Here is a 25,671-nt window from a genome sequence, read left to right on the forward strand (position 1 = left end):
AGAAACAAGCACTTTTGCCACTCATTGCCGCCGGTGACGATGGCCGTCGCTGGCAGCGGATGCGTACTTTACGGATTTACCGCGGCCCCTGCAAGCCCTATTTTCCAGAAAGTTACCCACAGCCGGGAAAGGCCGACCGCCTGTGGATGAATCCATGGGCCGGAGACGACAACGCCCGCTCGGAAGCGGGCGTCACCAGCAGGGACGGAAGGGATCAGCCGACCGGTAGGGCGGGGCCCTTCAGCTTGCGCATTACCGCCAGCACTGGCCCCGAGAGTACATAGGCACCGAACAGCAACAGCAACATGACCGAGGGTTGCACGGAAATCACCACGAAGGCCAGCACGATGGCCAGCAACACCACGAAGGGCACCGGCCCCTTGAAGTCGATGTCCTTGAAACTGTAGTAGCGAATATTGCTAACCATCAGCACGCCAGCGGCCCCCACGACGAGCAGCATCAACAGCTTGAAGCCGAAGGCATCGGCATCGAAGCTGTGGAAGGTCCAGACGCTGGCCGCCACCAGGGCCGCCGCCGAGGGGCTGGGCAGGCCGATAAACCACTTCTTGTCGACGCTGCCGATCTGCACATTGAAGCGCGCCAGGCGCAGGGCGGCGCAGGCCACATAGAGAAAGGCCACGACCCAGCCTGTCTTGCCGATATCCTGGAGAATCCAGGTAAAGGCCACCAGGGCCGGCGCCACCCCGAAGGAGAGCATATCCGAGAGGCTGTCATATTCGGCGCCGAAGGCGCTCTGCGTATTGGTCATCCGCGCCACGCGACCGTCCAGGCCATCCAGCACCATGGCGATAAAGATCGCCACCGCGGCCGCGGTGAAGTCACCATTGATCCCCGCCACTACGGCGAAGAAGCCCGAGAAGAGTGCCGAGGTGGTAAACAGGTTGGGCAACAGGTAGATGCCACGACGACGCACCTTCTTTCCATCCTCCACCGCCTCTTCGACGACTTCCGTCTCGCGCAGGAAGGCCGAGGCGATATCTTCCTCGGCATAATCATCGCGTCGCTGATCGGTGTTGCTGGAATCCTGACTCATAGTTCTCGTCCATTACCGGAAAGGGCAGCCACCAGATGACTGGGGCTGCCCCTATTCTACACACCGCCAGGGATCATACGACACGCTGTCGTCGGCAGAGACGACGAGGGCGCGGCCATGGCCGCGCCCTCGCATTCCAGAACCGGACGGCAAAACGCTTAGTTCTTGGACTTGTCCACCAGCTGATTGGCGGCGATCCACGGCATCATGGCGCGCAGCTTGGCACCCACCTGCTCGATGGGGTGCTCGGCATTCAGGCGACGACGCGCGGTCATGGAGGGGTAGTTGGTATCCCCCTCGTTGATGAACATCTTGGCGTACTCGCCGGTCTGGATACGCTTCAGGGCATTGCGCATGGCGGCACGGGATTCGTCGTTGATCACCTCGGGGCCGGTCACGTACTCGCCATACTCCGCGTTGTTGGAGATGGAGTAGTTCATGTTGGCGATGCCACCCTCGTACATCAGGTCGACGATCAGCTTGAGCTCGTGCAGGCACTCGAAGTAGGCCATTTCCGGGGCATAACCCGCCTCGGTGAGGGTCTCGAAGCCGGCCTTGACCAGTTCCACGGCACCGCCGCACAGCACCGCCTGCTCGCCGAACAGATCGGTCTCGGTCTCGTCCTTGAAGGTGGTCTCGATGATACCGCTACGACCACCACCGACGCCGGCGGCGTAGGAGAGCGCCAGCTCCTTGGCGGAGCCGGAGGCGTCCTGGTGGATGGCGATCAGATCGGGGATACCACCGCCCTTGACGAACTCGGAGCGCACGGTGTGACCCGGGGCCTTGGGCGCGATCATGATCACGTCCAGGTCCTTGCGCGGCTCGATCTGGTTGTAGTGGATGTTGAAGCCGTGGGCGAAGGCCAGGGTGGCACCCTGCTTCAGGTTCGGCTCGATCTGGGTCTCGTAGATCGCCTTCTGGTTCTCGTCCGGCGCCAGCAGCATGACCACGTCGGCGGCCTGACTGGCCTCTTCCACGCTGGCGACCTTGAGGCCGGCGGCCTCGGCCTTGGCGGCGGAGGAGGAACCCGCGCGCAGGGCCACGGTGACGTCGACGCCGGACTCTTTCAGGTTGTTGGCGTGGGCATGGCCCTGGGAACCGTAACCGACGATGGCGACCTTCTTGGCCTGGATCAGCGAGAGATCGCAATCTTTATCGTAATAAACGCGCATGGTGCACTCCTGGAGTCGTTGACCGTGGTGGTTTCGGTGTCAGCGTCGATGGCCACCCGCGCCGTCTAACGCGGCGCTGGGTTTCGGCGTCGGGTCTCGTGCCCGATCGATGAGTCGACTCTACGCCGCGCATTGCGTTGCGTAAAACGCTATATTTGCAATACAACGAACCGAAATGTGAAACACACCATGGATATGCGCTCCCTCAAGCAGTTCCTGGCCCTGGCCGAGGCCCTGCACTTCGGTCGCGCCAGCGACGCCTGCCATGTCAGCCCCTCGACCCTGAGCCGCACCATCCGCCAGCTCGAAGAGAGCCTGGGCGTGGCGCTCTTCGAGCGCGACAACCGCCATGTGGCCCTGACCCCCCAGGGGCTGCGCTTCCAGGCCTATGCCAAGGAGGCCCTGGAGCAGTGGGAGCTGGTGCGCCACGAGCTGATGGAGCAGAGCCAGGCCCTGCAGGGAGAGATCAGCGTCTACTGCTCGGTGACCGCCAGCTACAGCTTCCTCTACGAGCTGCTCAGCGAGTTCCGCCGCCACCACCCGCGCATCGAGCTCAAGCTGCATACCGGTGACCCGGCGGAGGCCATGAACCGGGTACTGGCCGGCGAGGAGGACATGGCCATCACCCCCCGCCCGCGCACGCCTCCCGAGGCCCTGGCCTTCAAGTCGCTGACCCGCTCGCCGCTGGTGTTCATCGCCCCCCGGGACACCCCGGAGTGGCTGCCGGCCCACCCCGAGGAGCCCTCGGCCCGAGCCTGGGCCGAGGTACCGATGATCCTCTCCGAATCGGGGCTCTCCCGGGAGTACGCCGATACCTGGTTCAAGGCGCTGGGCATCACCCCGCGCATCTATGCCCAGGTGGCCGGCCACGAGGCGATCGTCAGCATGGTGGGGCTGGGCTTCGGCATCGGCGTGGTGCCGCAGATCGTGCTGGACAACAGCCCGTTGCGGGCACGGGTGCGACCGCTCGCGGTCAAGCCGGAGCTGCCCCACTACGACGTGGGCCTGTGCGTGCTGCACCGCCGCCTGAAGAGCCCCCTGCTCAAGGCGCTCTGGCAGCAAGTCGCCGCCCGCTAGCCCGAACACTGGCTGCGCTCGCCGACTGTTCAGGCAAAGCCTAAACGCAAGCGCCGCCCCGAGGGGCGGCGCTTGCGAGCCGACGACAGCCAGGCTTACAGGGAGAGGACCTTGTCGCCGCGGGCGATTCCCGACACCCCGGTGCGCGCCACCTCGAGGATGCCGATGGGCGCCATGGCCTGCAGGAAGGCGTCCAGCTTGCCGGCATCGCCGGTGATCTGCACGGTGTAGAGGCTGGCGGTCACGTCGACGATCTGGGCGCGGAAGATATCCGCGGTGCGCTTCACCTCATCGCGGGCGGCCCCCAGGGCCTTGACCTTGACCAGCATCAGCTCGCGCTCGATATGGTTGCCCTCGGTGAGATCCACCAACTTGACCACATCGATCAGCTTGTTGAGGTGCTTGGTGATCTGCTCGATCACCCGATCGTCCCCCACGGTGGTCACGGTCAGCCGCGACAGGGAGGGGTCCTCGGTGGGCGCCACGTTCAGCGTCTCGATATTGTAGTTACGCTGGGCGAAGAGCCCCACCACGCGAGACAGGGCGCCGGGTTCGTTTTCCATCAGGATCGAGATGATATGGCGCATCAGGTTCGCTCCGTCTTCGAAAGCAGCATGTCGCGCATGGAGCCGAGGGGCACCTGCATCGGATAGACGTGTTCACGGGGGTCCACCTGGACATCGAGGAACACCAGCTCGTGCTTGTCGGCGAAGGTGCGTTCCAGCGCCGGCTCGAGCTCGTCCAGGGTCTCCACCCGCAGCGCCGTGAAACCATAGGCCTCGATCAGCTTCTGGAAGTCGGGCAGCGACTCCATGTAGGAGTGGGCGTGGCGAGACTTGTAGTTGAGGTCCTGCCACTGACGCACCATCCCCAGGGAGGCGTTGTTCAGGTTGACGATCTTCACCCCCACCCCGTACTGCTTACAGGTGGAGAGCTCCTGCATCATCATCTGGAAGCTGCCCTCGCCGGTGACGCAGATCACCTGATCCTCGGGGAAGTTCTGCTTGATGCCCATGGCCGCCGGGAAGCCGAAGCCCATGGTGCCCAGCCCCCCGGAGGTGATGAAGCGATTGGGCTTGTCGAACTTGTAGTACTGGGCCGCGAACATCTGGTGCTGACCCACGTCGGTGGTGACGAAGGCCTCGCCGCGGGTGACCCGGCACATCGCCTCGATCACTTCCTGGGGCTTGATCTTCTCGCCGGGCGCCGAGGGCTCGTAGAGCTTGCCGACCCGCTCCTCGCGCCAGCCATCGATCTTCTGCCACCACTCGGAGAGGGCCTCGGGGTGGCCGATCTCCTTGCCCTGCACCAGGCTGATCATCTCGTTGATCACGCTGCCCGCCGGGCCGACGATGGGCACGTCGGCGCGCACCGTCTTGGAGACCGAGCTGGGGTCGATATCCACATGGATGATCTTGGCGGTGGGGCAGAACTTGGAGGTGTTGTTGGTCACCCGGTCATCGAAGCGCGCGCCGATGGCGATGATCAGGTCGGCATGATGCATGGCCATGTTCGACTCGTAGGAGCCGTGCATGCCCAGCCAGCCCAGACACTGGCGATCGCCCTGGGGGTAGGCGCCGATGCCCATCAGGGTGGTGGTGATGGGGTAGCCCAGGCGCCGCACCAGGTCGGTGAGGGCCTCGCTGGCGCCACCGCTGACCACGCCGCCGCCGGTGTAGAAGACCGGGCGCTTGGCCTTGAGCATCAGCTCCACGGCCTTCTTGATCTGGCCGGTATGGCCGCGGGTCACCGGGTTGTAGGAGCGCAGCTTGACCTTCTTCGGATAGACGTACTCGTAGCGCTCGGTGGGCGAGGTCATGTCCTTGGGCACGTCCACCACCACCGGGCCGGGGCGGCCGGTCGCCGCCAGGTAGAAGGCCTTCTTCAGCACCTCGGGAATCTCGCTGGGGTGCTTGACCGAGAAGCTGTGCTTCACGATGGGGCGGGTCACCCCGATGATATCGGTCTCCTGGAAGGCATCGTCGCCGATCAGGTGACTCATGACCTGGCCACAGATCACCACCATGGGAATGGAGTCCATGTAGGCGGTGGCGATACCGGTCACGGCATTGGTGGCGCCGGGGCCCGAGGTGACCAGTACCACGCCGGGCTTGCCGGAGGCCCGGGCATAACCGTCGGCGGCATGGGTGGCGGCCTGTTCGTGCCGCACCAGGATGTGCTTGACCTTGTCCTGGCGGAAGAGAGCGTCATAGATATGCAACGCCGCCCCGCCCGGATAGCCATAAATGTATTCGACGCCCTCATCCTGAAGGAAGCGGGCGATCATATCGGCGCCGGAAAGCAGTTCCACTGTGTTTCTCCCCTGGAGGTCTCGAGTGCGAGTCCCCACCGCATCAGGCGGTGGTGGAGTTCGAGTGCGGCGGTACGCCGCTGCCGGCCCGTGCCGGCACCTGATGCCAAACCCTGGCTGATGGGGCCCGGTTAGGGCCTGCACTCTCATCGCGGCGGTTCGCCGCGTCGGGGCATTGGCCAGGCCAGGCGGATAGCCCAAGCCCGGAAGTCCTTCGGCGGGTAGAGGCCCTGCGGCCTACCCTTCACGCGGTATCTGGGGGTTGCCCAGCGGAGTCCGCGCCCGCGATCAGGAACCGTCAAGATTCCAATAGCATCGCGAGGCTGTCAACCGCCAGGGGCGCTCGAGTAGCCCAAACAGGCCGATTCGGCAAGAATTCTCGCCACGAGCGTCCCCAGAAGCGCGCGGGCCCACCCCGAGGGGTGGGCCCGCGATGCCCGCTGGGAGGCTCGACGGTTACTTGTGGAACACCAGATGGCCCTCCTCGGCCTCCACATGGATGGTGTCGCCGGGCAGGTAATGGCCCGCCAGCAGGTCCTGGGCCAGGGGATTCTCGATACGGCTCTGGATGGCGCGCTTGAGCGGCCGCGCCCCGAATACCGGATCGAAGCCCACCACGGCGAGCTGGGCCAGGGCCTCGTCGCTGACCTCCAGGGCCAGGTCGTGTTCGGCCAGCCGCGCCCGCAGGCGATCGAGCTGGATGCCGGCGATGGCCTGGATCTGCTCCTGGCCGAGGGCGTGGAAGACCACCACCTCGTCGATGCGGTTGATCAGCTCCGGGCGGAAGTGATTGCCCACCACCTCCATCACCGCGCTCTTCATCTCCTCGTAGTGGCTATCGTCGCCGCCCAGGCGCTGGATGACATCCGAGCCCATGTTGGAGGTCATCACGATCACGGTGTTGCGGAAGTCCACGGTGCGCCCCTGGCCGTCGGTCAGGCGACCATCCTCGAGCACCTGCAGGAGGATATTGAAGACGTCCGGGTGCGCCTTCTCCACCTCGTCGAGCAAGAGCACCGAGTAGGGCTTGCGACGCACCGCCTCGGTCAGGTAGCCGCCCTCCTCGTAGCCCACGTAGCCGGGAGGCGCACCGATCAGCCGCGCCACCGAGTGCTTCTCCATGAACTCCGACATGTCGATGCGCACCATCGCCTCCTCGGTATCGAAGAGGAAATTGGCCAGCGACTTGCAGAGCTCGGTCTTGCCCACCCCGGTGGGACCGAGGAACAGGAAGGAGCCATTGGGGCGGTTGGGGTCGGCGAGCCCGGCCCGGGAGCGGCGCACCGCATTGGCCACCGCCTTGACCGCCTCGTCCTGGCCGATCACCCGCTCGTGGAGGGCCTCCTCCATGCGCAGCAGCTTGTCGCGCTCGCCCTCGAGCATCTTGGCCACCGGGATGCCGGTCCAGCGGGAGACCACCTCGGCGATCTCCTCCTCGGTGACGTTGGAGCGCAGCAGCTGGTGCTTGGCGGTATCCGCCTCGCCCTCGCCGGCCTCCTGGATCTTGCGCTCGAGCGCCGGAATCACCCCGTACTGCAGCTCCGACATGCGCCCCAGGTCGCCCTGGCGACGGGCCTGCTCCAGCTCCACCCGGGCCCGATCGAGCTCGTCCTTGAACTGGGCCGCGCCCTGGATGCTGGCCTTCTCGGCCTTCCAGATCTCCTCCAGGTCGGCGTACTCCCGGGCCAGCGCCTCGATCTGCTCCTCCAGGGTCTCGAGGCGCTTCTTGGAGGCCTCGTCGGTCTCCTTCTTGAGGTGCTCGCGCTCCATCTTCAGCTGGATCAGGCGGCGATCCAGGCGATCCATCTCCTCGGGCTTGGAGTCGAGTTCCATGCGAATCCGCGAGGAGGCCTCATCGACCAGGTCGATCGCCTTGTCGGGCAGCTGACGGTCGGTGATGTAGCGGCTGGAGAGCTTGGCCGCGGCGATGATGGCGCCGTCGGTGATATCCACCCCGTGGTGCACCTCGTAGCGCTCCTTGAGGCCGCGCAGGATGGCGATGGTGTCCTCCTCGCTGGGCTCGTCCACCAGCACCTTCTGGAAGCGCCGCTCCAGGGCCGCGTCCTTCTCGATGTACTGGCGATACTCGTCCAGGGTGGTGGCGCCCACGCAGTGCAGCTCGCCGCGGGCCAGCGCCGGCTTGAGCATGTTGCCGGCGTCCATGGCGCCCTCGGCCTTGCCGGCGCCGACCATGGTGTGCAGCTCGTCGATAAACAGGATCACCCGGCCCTCTTCCTGGGAGAGCTCCTTGAGCACCGCCTTGAGGCGCTCCTCGAACTCGCCGCGGAACTTGGCCCCGGCCAGCAGCGAGCCCATGTCCAGGGAGAGCACGCGCTTGTCCTTGAGCCCCTCCGGCACCTCGCCGTTGACGATGCGGCTGGCCAGCCCCTCGACGATGGCGGTCTTGCCGACGCCGGGCTCGCCGATCAGCACCGGGTTGTTCTTGGTGCGCCGCTGCAGCACCTGGATGGTGCGGCGAATCTCGTCGTCGCGACCGATCACCGGATCGAGCTTGCCGCTGGCCGCCCGCTCGGTGAGGTCCAGGGTGTACTTCTCCAGCGCCTCGCGGCTCTCCTCGGCGTTGGCGTCGCTGACCCGCTCGCCGCCGCGCAGGCTGTCGATGGCCGCGCTCAGGGCCTTGGCCTCGAGGCCGGCCCGGGCCAGCAGCTTGCTCACCGCATGGTTCATCTCCAGGGCGGCCAGCAGCACCAGTTCGCTGGCGATGAATTGATCGCCGCGCTTCTGGGCCTCCCGGTCGACCAGGTTGAAGAGCCGCACCAGGTCCCGGGAGGGCTGTACCTCGCCATCGAACTGGCCGACCCGGGGCAGGTCTTCCAGGTACTGCTTGAGGTCACCGCGCAGCCTGGTCGCGTCACCACCGGCCTTCTGGACCAGCGCCTTGATGCCGGTGTCCTGGGTCTCCAGCAGCGCCATCAGCAGGTGACCGGGGTCGATCTGGTTATGGCCATGCCCCACCGCCAGGGACTGGGCCTCGGCAATGGCGTTCTGCAGCTTGCTGGTGAATTTCTCGAAGCGCATCGCTCTCCTCCTTCGGGGTAGCGATACGTTCGGACGCACCGCCTGACCCTTGATCATGTCTTGACCTAATCAATGGAGGTAGGCTAGGCGGCTTTCAAGAGGCGCGGGGGGAATAACCCCGGCGGGTTGATATAGATCAAGCGGGAGGCGGCATCATGCTGATCGCCCCCATGGCAAGGCCATGGGGGCGATGTTTCTTCCCGCTGCCGGCGCAGCCGGGCTAGCGTAGCCAGATCACGCTGGCCATGCGCCCGGTCTGGCCGTCGTCGCGGCGGTGGGAGTAGAAGCGCGGCTCGCAGGCGGTGCAGAAGTGGCCACCGCTGATCTGGCCGATGCCCAGGCGCTCCAGGCGCAGCCGCGCCAGGCGGTAGATATCCGCCATATAGTGCCCCAGGCGGTAGGGGCTGGGCTCGAAGGCGTCGGCGGCCTCGGGCTGGAAGGCGACGAAGGCCTCGAAGACCTCGGGCCCCACCTCGAACTGCGCCTTGGAGATCGCCGGCCCCAGCCACACCATCAGCTCCTCCGGCTCACAGCGCAGGGACGCCACCGTGGCCTCCAGCACCCCGCCGGCCAGACCGCGCCAGCCGGCGTGGGCCAACCCCACCCGGGTGCCACGGCGATCACAGAAGAACACCGGCAGGCAATCGGCGGTCTGCACCACGCAGGCATAGCGCTGGTCCAGGGCCACGGCGGCATCCGCCTGGGGAATGTCCGCCACATAACCCAGTTGCACCTTGGCGCCATGCACCTGGTCGAGCCATAGCAGGGGGCGGTCGTCGTCCAGCTCGGCGCGCAACAGCTCCCGGCAGCGCTCCACCATGGCGGGCTCGTCACCCACATGGCGGGCGGTGTTGAAGGCCGCGAAAGGGCCCTGGCTGGGGCCGGTCTCGCGGGTGGTCACGAAGGCCCCCACGGTGCTGGGCGCCGGCCAGTCCGGCAGCAGCAGGGTCGGCTGCAGGGCCTCGTCGTAGGCGTCGTTCATCACACCCCCTCGCTGTCGTCACGCAGGTAGTCGAGCAGCGCCAGCATATCGTCGGGCAGGGGCGCCCGAAAGGTCACCTCCTCCCCGCTGACGGGATGCACGAAGGCCAGCTTGCGGGCATGCAGGGCCTGGCGGGGGAAGAGCCGCAGCAGCTCCTTGAGCTCATCCGCGGCCCCCGGCGGCAGCTTGAGGCGCCCGCCATAGACCGGGTCGCCCACCAGGGGAAAACGCAGGTGCGCCAGGTGCACGCGGATCTGGTGGGTGCGCCCGGTCTCCAGGCGACAGCGCACATGGGTGTGGCCGCGGAAGCGCTCCACCACTCGATAGTGGGTGACCGCCGGCTTGCCGCCGGCGACCACCGCCTGGCGCTTGCGATCCTTGGGGTGACGGCCGATGGGCGCGTCCACCTTGCCGCCGGCGGTCATCACCCCGGCGACCACGGCGTCATACTCCCGGGAGACCGTCCGCGCCTGAAGCTGCTCCACCAGGGCCGCCTGGGCGCTCAGGGTCTTGGCCACCACCATCAGGCCGGTGGTGTCCTTGTCGAGGCGGTGCACGATGCCGGCCCGGGGCACCTGGGAGAGGCTCGGACAGTGGTGCAGCAGGGCATTGAGCAGGGTGCCGTCGGGGTTGCCCGCCGCCGGATGCACCACCAGGTCGGCGGGCTTGTCGATCACCAGCACCGCCTCGTCCTCGTGGACGATCGTCAGGTCGATGGCCTGAGCCCGGTGCTGGGCGGTCTGCTCCTCCAGCTCGGCCGCCAGGCGCAGGGTCTCGCCGCCGTAGACCTTGGCCTTGGGTCGCGCCGGGGCGCCATCCAGGGTCAGGGCCCCCTGCAGGATCCACTGCTTGAGGCGCTCCCGGGAGAAGTCGCCGAACAGCTCCGCCGCGGCCTGATCCAGGCGCTGGCCGGCCTGGGCGTCGAGCACACGGGCTTCACGATTGAGAATCTCGGGCATGGGTCTGGCGTTGGCCTCCGCTGACACCCGGGTTTTCCCGCCAGGGCCTGGGTGTTTTATAGTGGGTGCTTTATAGTGGGGCGATTCTACCACGGCCCCCGGGTTGTTTGATGCGAGGATGATAATGCGCGTTTCTACCAGCGGCACCCGGCTCGGTGCCTTCGCCCTGGCCGCCCTGCTGCTCGCCGGCTGTGCCTCCACGACCACCGAGAGCGTCCCCGAGCTCGAGGAGCGCAAGCTCTACGAGCAGGCACGCGGCTCCCTGGACGGCAATCGCTACACCACGGCGGTGGAGGAGCTGGAGGCGCTGGATACCCGCTTCCCCTTCGGCGACTACGCCGAGCAGACCCAGCTCGACCTGATCTACGCCTACTACCAGACCCGTAACTGGGAGGCGACCCGGGCCGCGGCGAACCGTTTCATTCGCCTGCACCCCAGCCACCCCCAGGCCGACTACGCCCTCTACATGCGCGGCCTGGCCTCCTGGCAAGCGGGGCGCTTCAGCCTCGAGCGGCTGCGCCTGATCGATATCTCCAAGCGTGACCTGGGCGCCAGCCGCGATGCCTACACCGACTTCCGCGCCCTGGTGGACCGCTACCCGGAGAGCGAATACGCCCCCGACGCTCGCCAGCGCATCGTCTACCTGCGCAACCTGCTGGCCCAGCATGAGCTGCATGTGGCCGACTTCTACCTGCGCCGCGGCGCCTACCTGGCCGCCGTGGAGCGCGGCCGCTGGGTGGTCGAGAACTACCCGGAGACCCCGGCCACCCGGGATGCCCTGGCGGTGATGGTGGAAGGCTACCTGGGCCTGGAGATGAACGACCGGGCCAGGGAGGTGCTGCGCACCCTGATCGACAACGCCCCCGACCACGAACAACTGCGGGGCCGTGCCTTCCAGCCCAGGCACGTGGGCGCTCCGGCAATCTCGGCCTGAGCCGACCCACGCCACCCGGCAAGCAAGACGCCACCCCGAGGGGTGGCGTCTTGCGTTGGGGCCTTGGCTTCCCGCCTCGCCGGCCTAGTCGCCGGGCTGCCAGCCATTGACGATGGGATAGCGGCGGTCGCGGCCGAAGCCTCGGGGCGTCACCCGCACCCCCACCGGGGCCTGGCGCCGCTTGTACTCGCAGCGATCCACCAGGCTCACCACCCGATAGACATCGTCCCGGCCGAAGCCGGCGGCGATGATCGCCTCGGCACTCATGTCCCCCTCGATATAGCGCACCAGGATGGCATCCAGGGTGTCGTAGTCGGGCAGGGAGTCGCTGTCCTGTTGGTCCGGCGCCAGTTCCGCCGAGGGCGGGCGCTCGATGACCCGCTCGGGGATCGCCGGCTCCTGGGCATTGCGCCAGCGGGCCAGGCGATAGACCCAGGTCTTGTAGACGTCCTTGAGGGCGTTGTAACCCCCCACCATGTCGCCGTAGAGGGTGGCATAACCCACCGCCATCTCGCTCTTGTTGCCGGTGGTCAGTACCATCAGCCCCTTCTTGTTGGAGATCGCCATCAGCAGCACGCCCCGGGTGCGCGACTGCAGGTTCTCCTCGGTGGTGTCCCGCTCGGTACCGGCGAAGCTCTCCGCCAGGGTGGTGGTAAAGGCCTCCACCATGGGGGCGATGGGCAGCACCTCGTAGTGCACCCCCAGCAGCCTCGCCTGCTCGGCGGCATCCTCCTGGGAGATCTCGGCGGTGTAGTGGTAGGGCATCATCACCGCCTGGACCCGCTCCGGGCCCAGGGCATCGACGGCGATGGCCAGGGACAGCGCCGAATCGATGCCGCCGGAGAGCCCCAGCACCACGCCCTGGAAGCCACTCTTGTTGACGTAGTCGCGCAGCCCGGTGACCAGGGCACAGTAGAGGTTCTCCTCCGGGTCGGGTACCGACACGCACTCGCCTGCCTGGGGCACCCAGAGGCCATCGATATTGATGAACTGCACCGGCATCAGGCCCACCTCCCAGTGGGGGGCCTGGACCCGCAACTCGCCCTCGGCATCGACGCAGGCGGAGCCGCCATCGAAGACCAGCTCGTCCTGGCCGCCGATCATGTTGGCGTAGACCAGGGGGCGACGCGCCTCGGCGGCCCGCGCCTTGAGCAGCGCCAGGCGCTCGGCGGGCTTGTCATGGTGGAAGGGCGAGGCGTTGAGGCTGATCAGGATATCGGCGCCGGCATCCCGGGCCTGGAGCACCGGGCTCTCGGCCCACAGGTCCTCGCAGATCAGGATGCCCAGGCGCACGCCCTGGTGGTCGATCACCAGGGGCTCCCGGCCCGCCTCGAAGTAACGCTGCTCGTCGAAGACCTGATAGTTGGGCAGGCTCTGCTTGGCATACTCGTCGAGCCACTCGCCGTTGTAGAGCAGGCCGGCCAGGTTGTAGCGCTTGCCCTCGCGGATGCCCGGGTAGCCGACGATCACCAGTACCCCGGCGGCCACCTTCTCGGCCATCCGCGACCGCGCCTCGCGCAGCCGCGTCTCCAGGGAGGGGCGCAGCAGCAGGTCCTCCGGCGGATAACCGGTCAGGCACAGCTCCGGCAGCACCACGATATCGGCCCCATGCTCGATCCGGGCTTCCCGCACCGCCTCGATGGCGCGCTCGGTATTGCCGGGAATATCACCGACCAGGGGGTCGAGTTGGGCCATCACCAGCGTCAGGTCTTGCATGGTCGCGGAAATCTCTCGAAACTCTCGGGTAACCCACATTGTCCCGCATGGCCGCTCAGGTAGCAAAGCCAAGCCGCCCGACCAGGGAGCCACCCTAGGATGAACCTCTTGCTGATACGCCTGATTATCTTCGCCCTGCTCTTCTTCGCCGGCCTCAAGCTCTACCGCATGTACCGGGAGTGGAAGCTCGACCGGGAAGAGCTCCTGGAAGCCGACGACAACGCCGCCAGCGAAGGGCAGATGGTGCGCTGCCGCTACTGTCAGGTGCATCTGCCGGAGACCGATGCCCTGCGCGAACGGGGCGACTGGTTCTGCTCCAGCGCCCATCGCGACAAATACCTGGAAGAGCAGAAAAGCGAGTAACTGCCGCTACGGGGTCAGACCCCAGCCAAGTCACGAAGCCTGTCAGGGGGCTCCTAACGCGCAGACTCGGCTCCGCCGGGGTCTGACCCCATCGCATAGGGCGCCGGGTCGAGGATCGGCTCCCGACCCAGCAGGCCATCCACCAGCAGGCGGGTCGAGGCCGGCGCCAGCACCAGGCCGTTGCGGTAGTGTCCCGCGTTGACGTGCAGGTTACGGAAGCCGGGCACGGCGCCGATAAAGGGCACCCCATCCGGGGAGCCGGGACGTAGCCCCGCCCAGTGGTGCTCCACCTCGCACTGGGCGAGCGCCGGCACGATGGCGGTGGCGCTCTCCCATAGCGAGGCCCTGGCCGCCTCGGTGGTGTCCTTGTCGAAGCCCACTTCCTCCAGGGTCGAGCCGGCCAGCACCCGGCCATCGGCGCGGGGAATCACGTAGCGCCCATCCATCAGCACCACCCGCTTGACCAGCCCCGGCGGCGCCCGGAAGAGGATCATCTGGCCGCGTACCGGGCGCACCGCCAGGGACACCCCCACCCCGGCCAGCAGCCCGGCGGCCCAGGCCCCGCCGCAGACGATCACCTGATCGCCGGCGACAGGGCCTGCCGTGGTCTCCAGCGCCATGACCCGATCGCCCTGGCGACGCAGCCCCGTCACCTCGGTCTCCTCGCGCAGGGACACCCGCGGCATGGCCGCGAGCCGCGTGCGCAGGGCGCGCACCAGCCGCGGGTTGCGGATGCTGCCCAGGGTCGGCATCCACAGGGCGTCGTCGCAGCCGGGGGCCGCCGCCGGCTCCTTGTCGTAGAGAAAGTCGCTCCCCACTCGCTCCAGGGGCTTGCCCACCTCCCGGGTCCAGGCGAGGGCGCGCTCCTCGTCGTCGACCCTCAGGTACAAGAGCCCCTTCTGGCGATACTCGGGATCGACGCCGGTCTCCTCCAGCAGGCGCAGGGCCAGCTCCGGATAGTAGCCCTCGGACCAGCTCGAGAGCCGCGAGATGGGGGCGCTGTAGCGCCAGGGATAGAGGGGCGAGACGATCCCCCCTCCGGCCCAGGAGGACTCACGCCCGCAGGCATGACGATCCACCAGGGTCACCTCATGGCCGGCATCGGCCAATTGCAGGGCGCTCATCATGCCGATGACGCCCCCTCCCACGATTACGAAATCACTCACGACAGTTTTCCGTTCCGGCTGACAGGCGGGATCGCGACGCGGACTAGGGTTAATGAATCCCCTTGCTGATGCCCCCTCTGATTAAGGAGCGATCCAGGAGGGCGAGATGCGCCCCACGATCCGACATATTGTATACATTACCGGCAAGCCACCCCGCCAGGCAAAGGGGCTGACCCTGATCGAGCTGCTGGTGGCCATCGCCATCGCTGCCCTCCTGGCCACCTGGGCCCTGCCCAACTACCAGCGCTTCAGCGCCCGCAACGAGGTCAGCGCCGAGGTACTGCGCCTCAAGACCGCCCTGGCCCAGGCTCGCAACAGCGCCGTGACTCGCCGCACCACCATCACCGTCTGCCCCAGCCGGGATCGCCTCGCCTGCGACGGCAGCGACTGGGCGGCGCCCCTGGTGATCGTCCTGGGCAGCGCCCCGGGGGGCGATCTCAGCGATACGACCCTGCTGCGGGAGCTGCCCCCGGGGCGGGGCATCCAGGTCAGCTTCCGCCAGGACCTTCGCCCGGTACGCTATACCGCCCTGGGGCGCTCGGCGGGGCATAACGGCACCTTCCGTCTCTGCGGCCGCCTGGGCACCGGGGCTCAGGTGATCCTCAGCAACCTGGGGCGGGTCCGGGTAGTCTCCACGCCGGATTGCTGAGTCCCTGAACGACGACGCCCCCGCAGGGGCGGGGGCGTCGTGGTACCGACAGGCGTCGCTTACTCGGCGAGTTCCGCCTCGAAGGCCGCCTTCTCTTCCGCGGTGATCTCCTTGATGGAGAGCTTCACCCGGTTGCGGTTGTCGATATCCAGTACCTTGACGATCACCTCGTCCCCCTCGTTGAGGAAGTCGCGAACGTCATTGACCCGCTCCGGGACGATCTGGGAGATATGCACCAGGCCGTCGGTACCCGGCATGATATTGACGAAGGCACCGAAGTCGGCGATGCGCACCACCTTGCCCTTGTAGAGCTTGCCGATCTCCGCCTCGGCGGTGATCTCCAGGACGATATCGATGGCCGCCTTGGCCGCCGCCTTGTCGTCGGCATAGATGCGCACGGTACCGTCGTCATCCAGGTCGATGGAAGCGCCGGTGTCATCGCAGATCTTGCGGATGGTGGCACCACCCTTGCCGATGACGTCGCGGATCTTCTCCGGGTCGATCTTGATGGTGGCCATGGAGGGGGCGTTCTCGGAGAGCTCGTCGCGGCTCTGGTCGATCACGGCGTTCATCTGCTTGAGGATGTGCAGACGAGCGTCATAGGCCTGCTGCAGGGCGAGCTCCATGATCTCCTCGTTGATGCCCTCGATCTTGATGTCCATCTGCAGGGCGGTGACGCCCTCGGCGGAACCGGCCACCTTGAAGTCCATGTCGCCCAGGTGATCCTCGTCACCGAGGATATCGGTGAGCACGGCGAACTTGTCGCCATCCTTGACCAGGCCCATGGCGATGCCCGCCACCGGCGCCTTGAGGGGCACGCCCGCATCCATCAGCGCCAGGGAGGTGCCACACACCGAGGCCATGGAGCTGGAGCCGTTGGACTCGGTGATCTCGGAGACCACGCGGATGGTGTAGGGGAAGTCGTCCTCGTCGGGCAGCATGGCCTGGACGCCACGCCGGGCCAGGCGGCCGTGGCCGATCTCGCGACGCTTCGGACCGCCCATGAAGCCGGCTTCGCCCACGCAGTAGGGGGGGAAGTTGTAGTGCAGCAGGAAGCGGTCCTTGCGCTCGCCTTCCAGGGACTCGATCAGCTGCGCATCGCGCAATGTGCCCAGGGTGGCGATGACGATGGCCTGGGTCTCGCCACGGGTAAAGATGGCGGAGCCATGGGTCTTGGGCAGGCTGCCCACCTCGATGGCCAGGGGGCGCACGGTCTTGTGGTCGCGGCCGTCGATGCGCGGCTCGCCGTTGGTGACCCGGGCACGCACCACGCGCTTCTCCAGGCTGGCGAAGGCTCCGGCCACCTCGTCGGCGTCGAACTTGCCCTCGCCCTCGCCGGCCAGCTGCTCGACGGCCTGGGCCTTGGCGGCGGCCAGGGCATCCTGACGGGCCATCTTGTCGGTGATGCGATAGGCCTCGCCCACCTTGGCCTCGAAGCCGGCGCTGATGGCCTCCTTGAGGGCGGTATTCTCCGCCGGCGGCTGCCAATCCCACTTGGGCTTGCCGGCCTCGGCCGTCAGCTCGTTGATGGCCTTGATGGCGACCTGCATCTCCTGGTGGCCATAGAGCACGGCGCCCAGCATCTCGTCCTCGAGCAGCTCCTTGGCCTCGGACTCGACCATCAGCACCGCCTTCTCGGTACCGGCCACCACCATGTTCAGCTCGGAGGTGGTGAGTTCCTCGACGCTGGGGTTGAGGAAATAGCCCTTGTCTTCGGTGAAGCCGACCCGGGCGGCGCCGATGGGGCCACTGAACGGCAGGCCGGAGATGGCCAGGGCCGCGGAAGTACCCAGCATGGCGGCGATGTCCGGGTCCTGGTTGCGATCCGTGGAGAGCACGGTACAGATCACCTGGACCTCATTCATGAAGCCCTTGGGGAAGAGCGGGCGGATCGGACGATCGATCAGCCGCGAGGTCAGGGTTTCCTTCTCGGTGGGACGCCCTTCACGCTTGAAGAAGCCACCGGGGATCTTGCCCACGGCGTAGGTCTTCTCCTGATAGTGGACCGAGAGCGGGAAGAAGTCCTGCCCCGGCTTGAGTTCCTTCTTGCCCACCACGGTGCACAGCACCACGGTATCGTCCATGGTGACCTGCACGGCGCCGGTGGCCTGGCGGGCGATACGGCCGGTCTCGAGGGTGACGGTGCTGCGACCGTACTGGAATGTTTTCTTTACCGGGTTCACGGTGACGTCCTTACCTTTCAATGCGTTTTCATTTGCGGTCTGCTCGACTCGGCGATCATTTTAGGGCCTGCCGCCCGCCAGGGCCACCGCAACCTCAGCCACCGCCGCTGAATCGCCCAGGGCACCCGGGCATTTCGCACTGCCAGAAAACAAAACGGGCGACCCCGAGGGGCCGCCCGTTCTGCTTTCCTGGCTTCGTCGATTAACGACGCAGACCCAGGCGCTGAATCAGTGCCTGATAGCGCTCGAAGTCCTTGCGCTTCAGGTAGTCCAGCAGCTTACGACGCTGGTTAACCATGCGGATCAGGCCACGACGGGAGTGGTGATCCTGCTTGTTGCTCTTGAAGTGATCCTGCAGGCCATCGATGTTGGCGCTCAGCAGGGCCACCTGCACTTCGGGGGAACCGGTGTCGTTCTCGCCACGGCCGAATTCCTTGACGATCTCGGCCTTCTGTTCAGCGGTCAGTGCCATCTGTCTCTCCAGTAAGCAATATGCCTGAATAATGAATGGGTGAGACCACGCATATTTGCAGTCTCGGCGATGCTCCCTAAGATGCGGCCGCGCTACTCAGCAACCGCTTCGGTGCCACCTCCTGTGGCCCCGTCACCACGCCGAGGCCCAGGAAGGCCCCGTCATGATAGAGTCGTACCGTGCTCTCCACGGCCGGTTCACCCACTTCGAGCCGCGCCGACTGACCATGGGTCAGACGCTTGACCGCCTCGGCCCCCACCGTCAGCGACGGCAGATGCGCCACCAGCACATCCATGGGTAGCAGATGCGCCTGGCGCTCGGCCTCGTCGAGCCCCTCCAGGGCCTCGAGGGTCAGCATTCCCTCCGCCGTGAAGGGCCCGGTCTTCAGGCGCCGCAGGGCGGTGAGATGAGCCCCGCAACCCAGGACCTCGCCGATATCCTCGGCCAGGGTGCGGATATAGGTGCCCTTGCTGACGCTGGCTTCCAGCGTGAATTCCTCGCCCGCCAGGGCGAGAAGGCGCACATCATAAACCGTCACGCGGCGGACTGCACGCTCGATCGTCTTGCCCTCGCGGGCCAGCTCGTAGAGCGGGCGCCCCTGGTGCTTGAGGGCCGAATACATCGGCGGTAGCTGATCGATCTCGCCGCGAAAGCGCGTCAGCACCGCCTCGATGGCCGCCTCGTCCAGGACCGGCACCGGCCGCTCCCGGAGCACCTCGCCCTCGGCATCGCCGGTGGTGGTGGTCACCCCCAGGCGCAGCCGAGCACGATAGACCTTGTCCGCGTCCAGCAGCTGCGACGAGAACTTGGTGGCCTCGCCGAAACAGACCGGCAGCAGGCCAGTGGCCATCGGGTCCAGGGTGCCGGTATGACCGGCCTTCTGGGCCTGATAGAGGCGCCGGGCGCGCTGCAGGGCCTGGTTGCTGGACAGGCCCTGGGGCTTGTCCAGCAGCAGGACACCATCGATAGGCAGCCCGCGACGACGCCGTGCCATCAGCGCGGCTCCTCGTCGTCGCTCTCCTGGCGGCCGCGATCGCTGGCCACCGCCTCATCGATCAGCGAGGAGAGCCGCTGTCCCCGCACCACGCTCTCATCGTAGTGGAAGCGCAGCTCCGGCACATGGCGCAGCTTGATGCGGCGGCCGATCTGGCCGCGCAGGAAGCCCGCCGCCCGGCGCAGGATCACCAGGTTCTCCTTGATCGTCTCGGCGTCGTTCTCGCCCAGCAGGGTGATATAGACATCGGCATAGCCGAGGTCGCGGCTCACCTTGACGCCGCTGACGGTGACCATGCCCAGGCGCGGATCCTTGACCTCGCGCTGGATCAGCACCGCCAGCTCCTTCTGCAGCTGGTCGGCGACCCGGTCGGTACGCTTGAATTCGCGCATGGGACTCTGCTCCTAGGGCGTTACAGCGAGCGCTCGACCTTGACCTGATCGAAGACCTCGATCTTGTCGCCGACCTGGACATCGTTGTAGTTCTTCACGCCGATGCCACACTCCATGCCGTTGCGCACTTCCTGGACGTCGTCCTTGAAGCGGCGCAGCGACTCGAGCTCGCCCTCGTAAATCACCACGTTATCGCGCAGCACGCGGATCTTCTTGCTGCGATAGACGGTGCCCTCGACCACCATACAGCCGGCCACGGCACCGATCTTGGGCGCGCGGAAGACGTCGCGGACCTCGGCCACACCGACGATCTCCTCCTTCCACTCCGGAGCCAGCATGCCGCTCATGGCCTGCTTGACCTCGTCGATCAGGTGGTAGATGACGCTGTAGTAGCGCAGGTCCAGGCCCTCGCGCTCGATGATCTCGCGGGCGGCGGCGTCGGCACGCACATTGAAGCCCACCACGATAGCCTCGGAAGCCAGCGCCAGGTTGGCATCGGTACCGGTGATGCCACCGACCCCGGAGGAGACCACGGCCACCTGCACCTCGTCGGTGGAGAGCTCCTCGAGCGCGCCCTTGATGGCCTCCAGGGAGCCCTGGACGTCGGCCTTGAGGACGATATTGACCTTGGCCACCTCGTCCTGGCCCATCTGGCTGAACATGTTCTCCAGCTTGGCCTTCTGCTGGCGTGCCAGGCGCACCTCGCGGTACTTGCCCTGACGGAAGTTGGCGACCTCGCGGGCCTTCTTCTCGTCGGCCACGACCATGAAGTCGTCACCGGCGTCCGGGGTGCCGTCGAGGCCCTGGATCTCCACCGGCATGGCCGGCCCCACGGACTCGACCTGCTGGCCCAGCTCGTTGGTCAGGGCACGCACGCGACCATAGTGCAGGCCGGCGAGGACGATATCGCCCTTTCGCAGGGTACCGTTCTGGACCAGCACGGTGGCCACCGGGCCGCGCCCCTTGTCGAGACGCGACTCGACCACCACGCCCTTGCCGGGCGCTTCCGGCACGGCCTTGAGCTCGAGCACCTCGGAGACCAGCTGCACGGCCTCGATCAGGTCATCGATGCCCTCGCCGGTATGGGCAGAAACATGCACGAACTGGGTGTCGCCACCCCACTCCTCGGAGATGACGCCGTGCTGGGAGAGCTCGTTCTTGACCCGATCCGGGTCCGCGGACGGCTTGTCCATCTTGTTGACCGCCACCACCATGGGCACCTCGGCGGCCTTGGAGTGCTCGATCGCCTCGATGGTCTGGGGCATGACGCCGTCATCGGCGGCCACCACCAGGATCACCACGTCGGTGGCCTTGGCACCGCGGGCACGCATGGCGGTAAAGGCCGCATGACCCGGGGTGTCCAGGAAGGTCACCCCACCGTGCTGCCCTTCCACATGGTAGGCGCCGATGTGCTGGGTGATGCCGCCGGCTTCGCCGGTGGCGACCTTGGCCTTGCGGATATAGTCGAGCAGCGAGGTCTTGCCGTGGTCGACGTGACCCATGACGGTCACCACCGGCGAACGGGTGATTTCCTCGCCCTCGTAGGAGATGCCGGCGAGGACCTCGGTCTCCAGGGCATCGTCCTTGACCAGCTTGGGCGTGTGGCCCATTTCCTCCACCACGATGGCGGCGGTGTCCTGGTCGATGGTCTGGTTGATGGTCACCGCGGCGCCCATGGTGAACATCGCCTTGATCACCTCGTTGGCCTTGATCGACATCTTGTCGGCCAGGTCGGCGACACTGATCGACTCGGGGATCGAGACCTCGCGAACGATCGGCTGGGTCGGCTTCTGGAAGCCGTGCTTGCCACTGCTGTCGCGACCACCGCCACGGCGGGTGCTGCGACGCTCGGCACGCTTGGCCTTCTTGGCCCCGCCGCGACGACGCTCTTCGCGATCATCGTCGTCACGCTCGTGACGCCCCTTCTTGGCGGCGGTCTTCTTGGGCGGCGCGGTGCGGCGGTCGGTACGGCCTTCCTTGGGCGGTGCCGGGGGCTGGTCACCGGCGGGCTCGCTGGTCTCCAGCTCGGGCACCGGAATCTCCGGCACCTCGGCGGCCTTCTCGGCCTCGAGCTTGGCGGCGGCCGCCTGGGCGGCCTGCTCGGCGGCACGCGCCTTGGCCTCTTCCGCCTCGCGAGCCTCGCGCTTGGCCTCGGAATCGGCCATGTCCCCGACCAGCTGGCGGGGGCCCTGGTCCTGGGCCTTCGGCTCCTCGGCGGGCTGCTCTTCCTCGCGCTTCACGTAGGTCCGCTTCTTGCGTACCTGCACCTCGATGGTCTTGCCACGCTCACCGGTCTTGATGCGACTCTTGGTCTTGCGCGTCAGGGTGATGCGGTTGCGGGCACCGGCCCCCGTGCCGCCGTGGCTCTTGGTGAGGTAATCGAGCAGGCAACGCTTGTCCTCTTCGGAAACGGCATCGCTCTCGGACGTGTGGGACAGTCCGGCTTCTTTCATCTGTTCCAGCAGGCGGGGCACATCGCGCCCCACCTTGGCTGCAAAATCTTTAACGGTCATGTCTGACATTGCGACCCTCCTGAGCCCGTGACCTGTTTACTGTTCGCTCTCGAACCATGGCGCACGGGCAGTCATGATCAGTGCCGCTGCGCGCTCTTCATCCAACTCGTCGATGTCCGCCAGGTCGTCGACGGACTGCTCGGCCAGATCCTCCATCGTGACGATACCCCGGCTGGCCAGGATAAAGGCCAGATGACGTTCCATGCCCTCCATCGCCAGCAAGTCTTCGGCAGGCTGGGCACCGTCGAGCTCCTCCTCGGAGGCAATGGCCAGGTTCAACAGCTCATCCTTGGCCCGCGCCCGCAGCTCCTCGACCAGGTCCTCATCGAGTTCCTCGATCTCGAGCATCTCTTCGGCGGGCACATAGGCAATCTCTTCCAGGGTGGTGAAGCCCTCTTCCACCAGCAGGCGGGCGAGGTCCTCATCGATCTCCAGGTGCTGGATGAAGTACTCCACCAGGCTGTCGATCTCCTGTTCGCGCTTGCCCTCGGCCTCTTCCTCGGTCATGACGTTGAGCCGCCAGCCGGTGAGTTCCGAGGCCAGGCGCACGTTCTGGCCGCTGCGGCCGATGGCCTGGGCCAGGTTGTCCTCGGCCACGGCCACATCCATGGCACCGGACTCTTCGTCCACCAGGATGGAGGCCACGTCGGCCGGGGCCATGGCATTGATCACCAGCTGCGCCGGGTTGTCATCCCAGAGGATGATATCGACCCGCTCGTTCTGCAGCTCGGTGGAGACCGCCTGGACCCGGGAGCCGCGCATGCCCACGCAGGCCCCCACCGGATCGATGCGGCGGTCGTTGGTCTTGACGGCGATCTTGGCCCGGGAGCCCGGATCGCGGGCGGCGCCCTTGATCTCGATGAGCTGCTCGGCGATCTCCGGCACCTCGATCTTGAACAGCTCGATGATCAGCTCCGGGCAGGTGCGCGAGAGGATCAGCTGGGAGCCGCGGGCCTCCGGGTCCACCTTCATCAGCACCGCGCGGACCCGCTCGTTCATGCGGTAGCGCTCGCCGGGGATCATCTCGCCCCGCGGCAGGAAGGCCTCGGCATTGTCGCCCAGGTCGACGATCAGGCCGTCGCGGGTGGTCTTCTTGACGATCCCGGAGACCAGCTCGCCTTCGCGGTCGGCGTAGAGGCGCACCACCTCGGCCCGCTCCGCCTCGCGCACCTTCTGCACGATCACCTGCTTGGCGGTCTGGGCGGCGATACGGCCGAAGGCGGCGTTCTCGATCTTCTCCTCCACCACGTCGCCCAGGCCCAGGGGCGGGTCCCGCCGCTCGGCATAGCTGAGCTTGATCTCGGCATCGGGGTTCTCGAAGTCGTCGTCGTCGAGCACCTCCCAGCGACGGAAGGTCTCGTATTCGCCGGTCACGCGATTGATCTTGACCCGGACATTGACTTCCTGGTCCTCGAAGCGCTTGCGGGACGCACTCGCCAGCGCCGCCTCCACCGCCTCGAAGATCACTTCGCGCGGCACGCCCTTTTCGTTGGAGATGGCGTCAACGACCGCCAGAATCTCTTTGCTCATGCCATAGCCTCGCCAATAAACCTGTCCTTAGTCATCGAACCGCGGCACGATGCGCGCCTGCTCGATGCTGTCGATGGGAAAGCAGTACTCCTCGCCATCGAGTTGCAACAACACCTCGTCGCCCTCGACGCCGGCCAGGAGGCCCTGAAACTTGCGCCGCCCCTCGAAGGCCAGGCGCAGCTTGAGCGCCACCGTATGTCCGCGGTAGCGCGCATAATGATCGAGGGTAAAGAGGGGCCGGTCCATCCCCGGGGAGGAGACCTCGAGGCGGTATTCGCCGGGGATCGGGTCCTCCACATCGAAGATGGCGCTGACCTGACGGCTGATGGCCGCGCAGTCGTCCACCGTGACCCCTTCGGGGCCATCGATATAGATCACCAGACGGGAATGCTTGCCCTGGGAAAGATGGTCGACTCCCCAGAGCTCGAAGCCCATGGCGGTCACCACCGGTTCGATGAGCGCCTTGAGCGCTGAGTCCTTGATTGCCACGACGAAGACTCCTACAGCCGTTGCATCAGGCACCTGGCCAGGAGCGAAAGATAAGCTAGGTGACCGATGGGCGTGCTGCCAAGACAGGCTGTCAACTAGACGGCCAAGTGGATGAGCGGCTAACAAAAAGCCCCTTCACTGGAAGGGGCCTTTTACAAGAAACCTTTCACACCAGATTGGCCGTCTCGCCAAAATGGTAGCGGGGACCGGATTTGAACCGATGACCTTCGGGTTATGAGCCCGACGAGCTACCAGACTGCTCCACCCCGCATCTACAGGTCGGCGAGTATAGGTAATGGTTGCTTTCGAGTCAAGCCATTACGTCGCCTGGGTGCTGATCTTGCGGAAAGCGCAACCTGCGCTTTCGAATGGTGCCGAAGGCGGGACTTGAACCCGCACGGCCGTAAGGCCACTACCCCCTCAAGATAGCGTGTCTACCAATTCCACCACTTCGGCATCAGGGGAGTGCATTTCAGGACAGGCTTACTCGCCTGCCTCCTCGAGCACTGGCGCTGAATTATCCAGACTTTGCGTGCCTTCGTCAAGGGTCGGCACGGAATTTTGCTGTTCGATCAGGCGCGCATCGGGAATCCCGGCCTCCGGCGCCTGCCCCGCCTGACTGGCAAAGTACGCCAGGGCCAGGGAGGTGGCGAAGAAGGTCGCCGCCAGCACCGCGGTCAGCTTGGCCAGGAAGCCCCCGGTTCCCCGGGAGCCGAACACGGTCTGGGAGGCACCGCCACCGAAGGCGGCACCGGCTTCGGCCCCCTTGCCCTGCTGCAGCAGGATAAGAGCGACCAGGGCGATGGCGATCGCCACGTGGATCATCAGAATGGCAACTTGCACTTGCATGGTTTCAACCTGCTGACTGACAGATGGCTAGGAAATCGTCGACCTTGAGCGAGGCACCGCCCACCAGGCCGCCGTCGATATCGGGTTGGGAAAGCAGCTCGGCGGCATTGCCCGCATTCATGCTGCCGCCATAGAGCAACCGCATGGCGCTAGCGAGCTCGGCATCGAAGCTCGCCTGATAGTCGCGAATGGCGGCCATCACCTCCTGGGCCTGTTCCGGCGTGGCGGTGCGGCCGGTACCGATCGCCCACACCGGCTCGTAGGCGATCACCACGCGGGAGCGCTGCTCGGGCTCGAGGCGCGACATCACGAAGCCCACCTGACGCAGCACCACTTCCATGGTACGACCGGCATCGCGCTCCTCGAGGGTCTCCCCCACGCAGAGCACCGGCACCAGGTCGACACTCAGGGCGGCCAGCAGACGATCATAGACCTGCTCGTCGCTCTCCCGGTAGAGCTGACGACGCTCGGAGTGGCCCACCAGGGCATAACGCACGCCGAATTCACACAGCATACGCCCGCTGACCTCACCGGTATGGGCACCGGAATGGAGCGGATTCAGGGTCTGGGCCCCGAGATCGATAGGCGTCCCGGCAAAGGCACGCCGCGCCGACTCCAGGTAGGGAAACGGCGGAAAGATCACCACCTCGAGTCCATCCGGCAGCTCGGCCTCGGCAAAGGCACGACCGAACGCCCCGACCAGATCGGCCGAGCCATTCATCTTCCAGTTGCCGGCAATCAGCGGCGTACGCATAGACTGTCCTCGTTCAAGGTGGAGCGAAATGGTATAGGAGCGGCCCTAGCATGACAACCGCAGGCTGACA

The 25,671-nt window shown here is 66.3% G+C and carries 22 protein-coding genes and 2 tRNA genes; 4 read left to right on the plus strand and 20 right to left on the minus strand.

Annotation, left to right across the window (positions count from 1 at the left end; genetic code table 11):
* Positions 1-214: 214 nt before the first annotated feature.
* A complete protein-coding gene (pssA, locus tag IHD13_RS13620) occupies positions 215-1,054 on the minus strand; it encodes a CDP-diacylglycerol--serine O-phosphatidyltransferase (RefSeq protein WP_195861586.1) in 840 nt (279 codons plus the stop codon).
* A 158-nt stretch (positions 1,055-1,212) separates the two neighbouring features.
* On the minus strand, positions 1,213-2,229 hold the full coding sequence (gene ilvC, locus IHD13_RS13625; protein ID WP_195861587.1) for a ketol-acid reductoisomerase: 1,017 nt from the start codon (positions 2,227-2,229) through the stop codon (positions 1,213-1,215).
* 189 nt (positions 2,230-2,418) lie between these two features.
* Here ilvC and ilvY point away from each other — a divergent pair, with 189 nt between their 5' ends.
* Entirely contained in the window at positions 2,419-3,306 is an 888-nt protein-coding gene (ilvY, locus tag IHD13_RS13630) for an HTH-type transcriptional activator IlvY (protein WP_195861588.1), read from the plus strand.
* Between the two features lie 95 nt (positions 3,307-3,401).
* Here the strand turns inward: ilvY and ilvN are convergent, their stop codons facing one another.
* From ilvN to rluD, 5 genes are all read right to left on the minus strand, one after another.
* Complete coding sequence (gene ilvN / locus IHD13_RS13635; protein ID WP_146801801.1) at positions 3,402-3,893, minus strand: acetolactate synthase small subunit; 492 nt, start codon at positions 3,891-3,893, stop codon at positions 3,402-3,404.
* On the minus strand, positions 3,893-5,617 hold the full coding sequence (locus IHD13_RS13640) for an acetolactate synthase 3 large subunit (RefSeq protein ID WP_195861589.1): 1,725 nt from the start codon (positions 5,615-5,617) through the stop codon (positions 3,893-3,895). The genes ilvN and IHD13_RS13640 overlap by 1 nt, the downstream gene beginning before the upstream one ends.
* 456 nt (positions 5,618-6,073) lie before the next feature.
* On the minus strand, positions 6,074-8,656 hold the full coding sequence (clpB, locus tag IHD13_RS13645) for an ATP-dependent chaperone ClpB (RefSeq protein WP_195861590.1): 2,583 nt from the start codon (positions 8,654-8,656) through the stop codon (positions 6,074-6,076).
* Between the two features lie 220 nt (positions 8,657-8,876).
* Complete coding sequence (gene pgeF / locus IHD13_RS13650) at positions 8,877-9,638, minus strand: peptidoglycan editing factor PgeF (protein ID WP_195861591.1); 762 nt, start codon at positions 9,636-9,638, stop codon at positions 8,877-8,879.
* Positions 9,638-10,597: a 23S rRNA pseudouridine(1911/1915/1917) synthase RluD gene (gene rluD, locus IHD13_RS13655; RefSeq protein WP_195861592.1), complete on the minus strand. Its 960-nt coding sequence runs from the start codon at positions 10,595-10,597 to the stop codon at positions 9,638-9,640. The genes pgeF and rluD overlap by 1 nt, the downstream gene beginning before the upstream one ends.
* A 124-nt stretch (positions 10,598-10,721) precedes the next feature.
* On the opposite strand from rluD, the gene IHD13_RS13660 reads away from it, so the two are divergent.
* Positions 10,722-11,531: an outer membrane protein assembly factor BamD gene (locus IHD13_RS13660; RefSeq protein ID WP_195861593.1), complete on the plus strand. Its 810-nt coding sequence runs from the start codon at positions 10,722-10,724 to the stop codon at positions 11,529-11,531.
* Between the two features lie 84 nt (positions 11,532-11,615).
* On the opposite strand, the gene IHD13_RS13665 is transcribed toward IHD13_RS13660, so the two are convergent.
* Positions 11,616-13,247, minus strand: coding sequence for an NAD+ synthase (locus tag IHD13_RS13665; RefSeq protein WP_195861594.1), 1,632 nt, complete (start codon positions 13,245-13,247; stop codon positions 11,616-11,618).
* 99 nt (positions 13,248-13,346) lie between these two features.
* Here IHD13_RS13665 and IHD13_RS13670 point away from each other — a divergent pair, with 99 nt between their 5' ends.
* A complete protein-coding gene (locus IHD13_RS13670) occupies positions 13,347-13,610 on the plus strand; it encodes a PP0621 family protein (protein WP_195861595.1) in 264 nt (87 codons plus the stop codon).
* A 53-nt stretch (positions 13,611-13,663) separates the two neighbouring features.
* Here IHD13_RS13670 and thiO read toward each other — a convergent pair whose 3' ends face one another.
* A complete protein-coding gene (gene thiO / locus IHD13_RS13675) occupies positions 13,664-14,776 on the minus strand; it encodes a glycine oxidase ThiO (protein ID WP_195861596.1) in 1,113 nt (370 codons plus the stop codon).
* A gap of 106 nt (positions 14,777-14,882) precedes the next feature.
* On the opposite strand from thiO, the gene IHD13_RS13680 reads away from it, so the two are divergent.
* Entirely contained in the window at positions 14,883-15,425 is a 543-nt protein-coding gene (locus IHD13_RS13680; protein ID WP_195861597.1) for a GspH/FimT family pseudopilin, read from the plus strand.
* 59 nt (positions 15,426-15,484) lie between these two features.
* On the opposite strand, the gene pnp is transcribed toward IHD13_RS13680, so the two are convergent.
* The 11 genes from pnp to tpiA all read right to left on the minus strand — a co-directional run bounded on the left by pnp (position 15,485) and on the right by tpiA (position 25,601).
* Complete coding sequence (gene pnp / locus IHD13_RS13685; protein ID WP_195861598.1) at positions 15,485-17,608, minus strand: polyribonucleotide nucleotidyltransferase; 2,124 nt, start codon at positions 17,606-17,608, stop codon at positions 15,485-15,487.
* A gap of 202 nt (positions 17,609-17,810) precedes the next feature.
* Positions 17,811-18,080, minus strand: coding sequence for a 30S ribosomal protein S15 (rpsO, locus tag IHD13_RS13690; protein WP_146801790.1), 270 nt, complete (start codon positions 18,078-18,080; stop codon positions 17,811-17,813).
* A 76-nt stretch (positions 18,081-18,156) separates the two neighbouring features.
* On the minus strand, positions 18,157-19,074 hold the full coding sequence (gene truB, locus IHD13_RS13695) for a tRNA pseudouridine(55) synthase TruB (protein ID WP_195861599.1): 918 nt from the start codon (positions 19,072-19,074) through the stop codon (positions 18,157-18,159).
* Positions 19,074-19,466: a 30S ribosome-binding factor RbfA gene (gene rbfA, locus IHD13_RS13700; protein WP_195861600.1), complete on the minus strand. Its 393-nt coding sequence runs from the start codon at positions 19,464-19,466 to the stop codon at positions 19,074-19,076. The genes truB and rbfA overlap by 1 nt, the downstream gene beginning before the upstream one ends.
* Before the next feature lie 20 nt (positions 19,467-19,486).
* Positions 19,487-21,988 (minus strand): translation initiation factor IF-2, encoded by a 2,502-nt coding sequence (gene infB / locus IHD13_RS13705; RefSeq protein ID WP_195861601.1) that lies wholly within the window; start codon positions 21,986-21,988, stop codon positions 19,487-19,489.
* A 27-nt stretch (positions 21,989-22,015) separates the two neighbouring features.
* A complete protein-coding gene (nusA, locus tag IHD13_RS13710; protein ID WP_195861602.1) occupies positions 22,016-23,509 on the minus strand; it encodes a transcription termination factor NusA in 1,494 nt (497 codons plus the stop codon).
* A 27-nt stretch (positions 23,510-23,536) separates the two neighbouring features.
* Complete coding sequence (gene rimP / locus IHD13_RS13715) at positions 23,537-23,998, minus strand: ribosome maturation factor RimP (RefSeq protein ID WP_195861603.1); 462 nt, start codon at positions 23,996-23,998, stop codon at positions 23,537-23,539.
* A 194-nt stretch (positions 23,999-24,192) separates the two neighbouring features.
* Positions 24,193-24,269, minus strand: a tRNA-Met gene (locus IHD13_RS13720).
* Between the two features lie 98 nt (positions 24,270-24,367).
* Positions 24,368-24,454, minus strand: a tRNA-Leu gene (locus IHD13_RS13725).
* A 27-nt stretch (positions 24,455-24,481) separates the two neighbouring features.
* Positions 24,482-24,841 carry a preprotein translocase subunit SecG gene (gene secG / locus IHD13_RS13730; RefSeq protein WP_195861633.1) on the minus strand — a complete coding sequence of 120 codons (360 nt, stop codon included), beginning with the start codon at positions 24,839-24,841 and terminating at the stop codon, positions 24,482-24,484.
* Positions 24,842-24,851: 10 nt separating this feature from the next.
* A complete protein-coding gene (tpiA, locus tag IHD13_RS13735) occupies positions 24,852-25,601 on the minus strand; it encodes a triose-phosphate isomerase (protein ID WP_195861604.1) in 750 nt (249 codons plus the stop codon).
* Between the last annotated feature and the right edge of the window lie 70 nt (positions 25,602-25,671).

The organism is Halomonas sp. 328 (assembly GCF_015645095.1).
In the GTDB taxonomy this organism is placed as follows: Bacteria; Pseudomonadota; Gammaproteobacteria; order Pseudomonadales; family Halomonadaceae; genus Bisbaumannia.

Coding starts and splice junctions, on each gene's coding strand:
- pssA (WP_195861586.1), bottom strand. CDS start 1,054: ATGAGTCAGGATTCCAGCAACACCGATCAGCGACGCGATGATTATGCC.
- ilvC (WP_195861587.1), bottom strand. CDS start 2,229: ATGCGCGTTTATTACGATAAAGATTGCGATCTCTCGCTGATCCAGGCC.
- ilvY (WP_195861588.1), top strand. CDS start 2,419: ATGGATATGCGCTCCCTCAAGCAGTTCCTGGCCCTGGCCGAGGCCCTG.
- ilvN (WP_146801801.1), bottom strand. CDS start 3,893: ATGCGCCATATCATCTCGATCCTGATGGAAAACGAACCCGGCGCCCTG.
- clpB (WP_195861590.1), bottom strand. CDS start 8,656: ATGCGCTTCGAGAAATTCACCAGCAAGCTGCAGAACGCCATTGCCGAG.
- pgeF (WP_195861591.1), bottom strand. CDS start 9,638: ATGAACGACGCCTACGACGAGGCCCTGCAGCCGACCCTGCTGCTGCCG.
- rluD (WP_195861592.1), bottom strand. CDS start 10,597: ATGCCCGAGATTCTCAATCGTGAAGCCCGTGTGCTCGACGCCCAGGCC.
- IHD13_RS13660 (WP_195861593.1), top strand. CDS start 10,722: ATGCGCGTTTCTACCAGCGGCACCCGGCTCGGTGCCTTCGCCCTGGCC.
- IHD13_RS13665 (WP_195861594.1), bottom strand. CDS start 13,247: ATGCAAGACCTGACGCTGGTGATGGCCCAACTCGACCCCCTGGTCGGT.
- IHD13_RS13670 (WP_195861595.1), top strand. CDS start 13,347: ATGAACCTCTTGCTGATACGCCTGATTATCTTCGCCCTGCTCTTCTTC.
- IHD13_RS13680 (WP_195861597.1), top strand. CDS start 14,883: ATGCGCCCCACGATCCGACATATTGTATACATTACCGGCAAGCCACCC.
- rpsO (WP_146801790.1), bottom strand. CDS start 18,080: ATGGCACTGACCGCTGAACAGAAGGCCGAGATCGTCAAGGAATTCGGC.
- truB (WP_195861599.1), bottom strand. CDS start 19,074: ATGGCACGGCGTCGTCGCGGGCTGCCTATCGATGGTGTCCTGCTGCTG.
- rbfA (WP_195861600.1), bottom strand. CDS start 19,466: ATGCGCGAATTCAAGCGTACCGACCGGGTCGCCGACCAGCTGCAGAAG.
- infB (WP_195861601.1), bottom strand. CDS start 21,988: ATGTCAGACATGACCGTTAAAGATTTTGCAGCCAAGGTGGGGCGCGAT.
- nusA (WP_195861602.1), bottom strand. CDS start 23,509: ATGAGCAAAGAGATTCTGGCGGTCGTTGACGCCATCTCCAACGAAAAG.
- tpiA (WP_195861604.1), bottom strand. CDS start 25,601: ATGCGTACGCCGCTGATTGCCGGCAACTGGAAGATGAATGGCTCGGCC.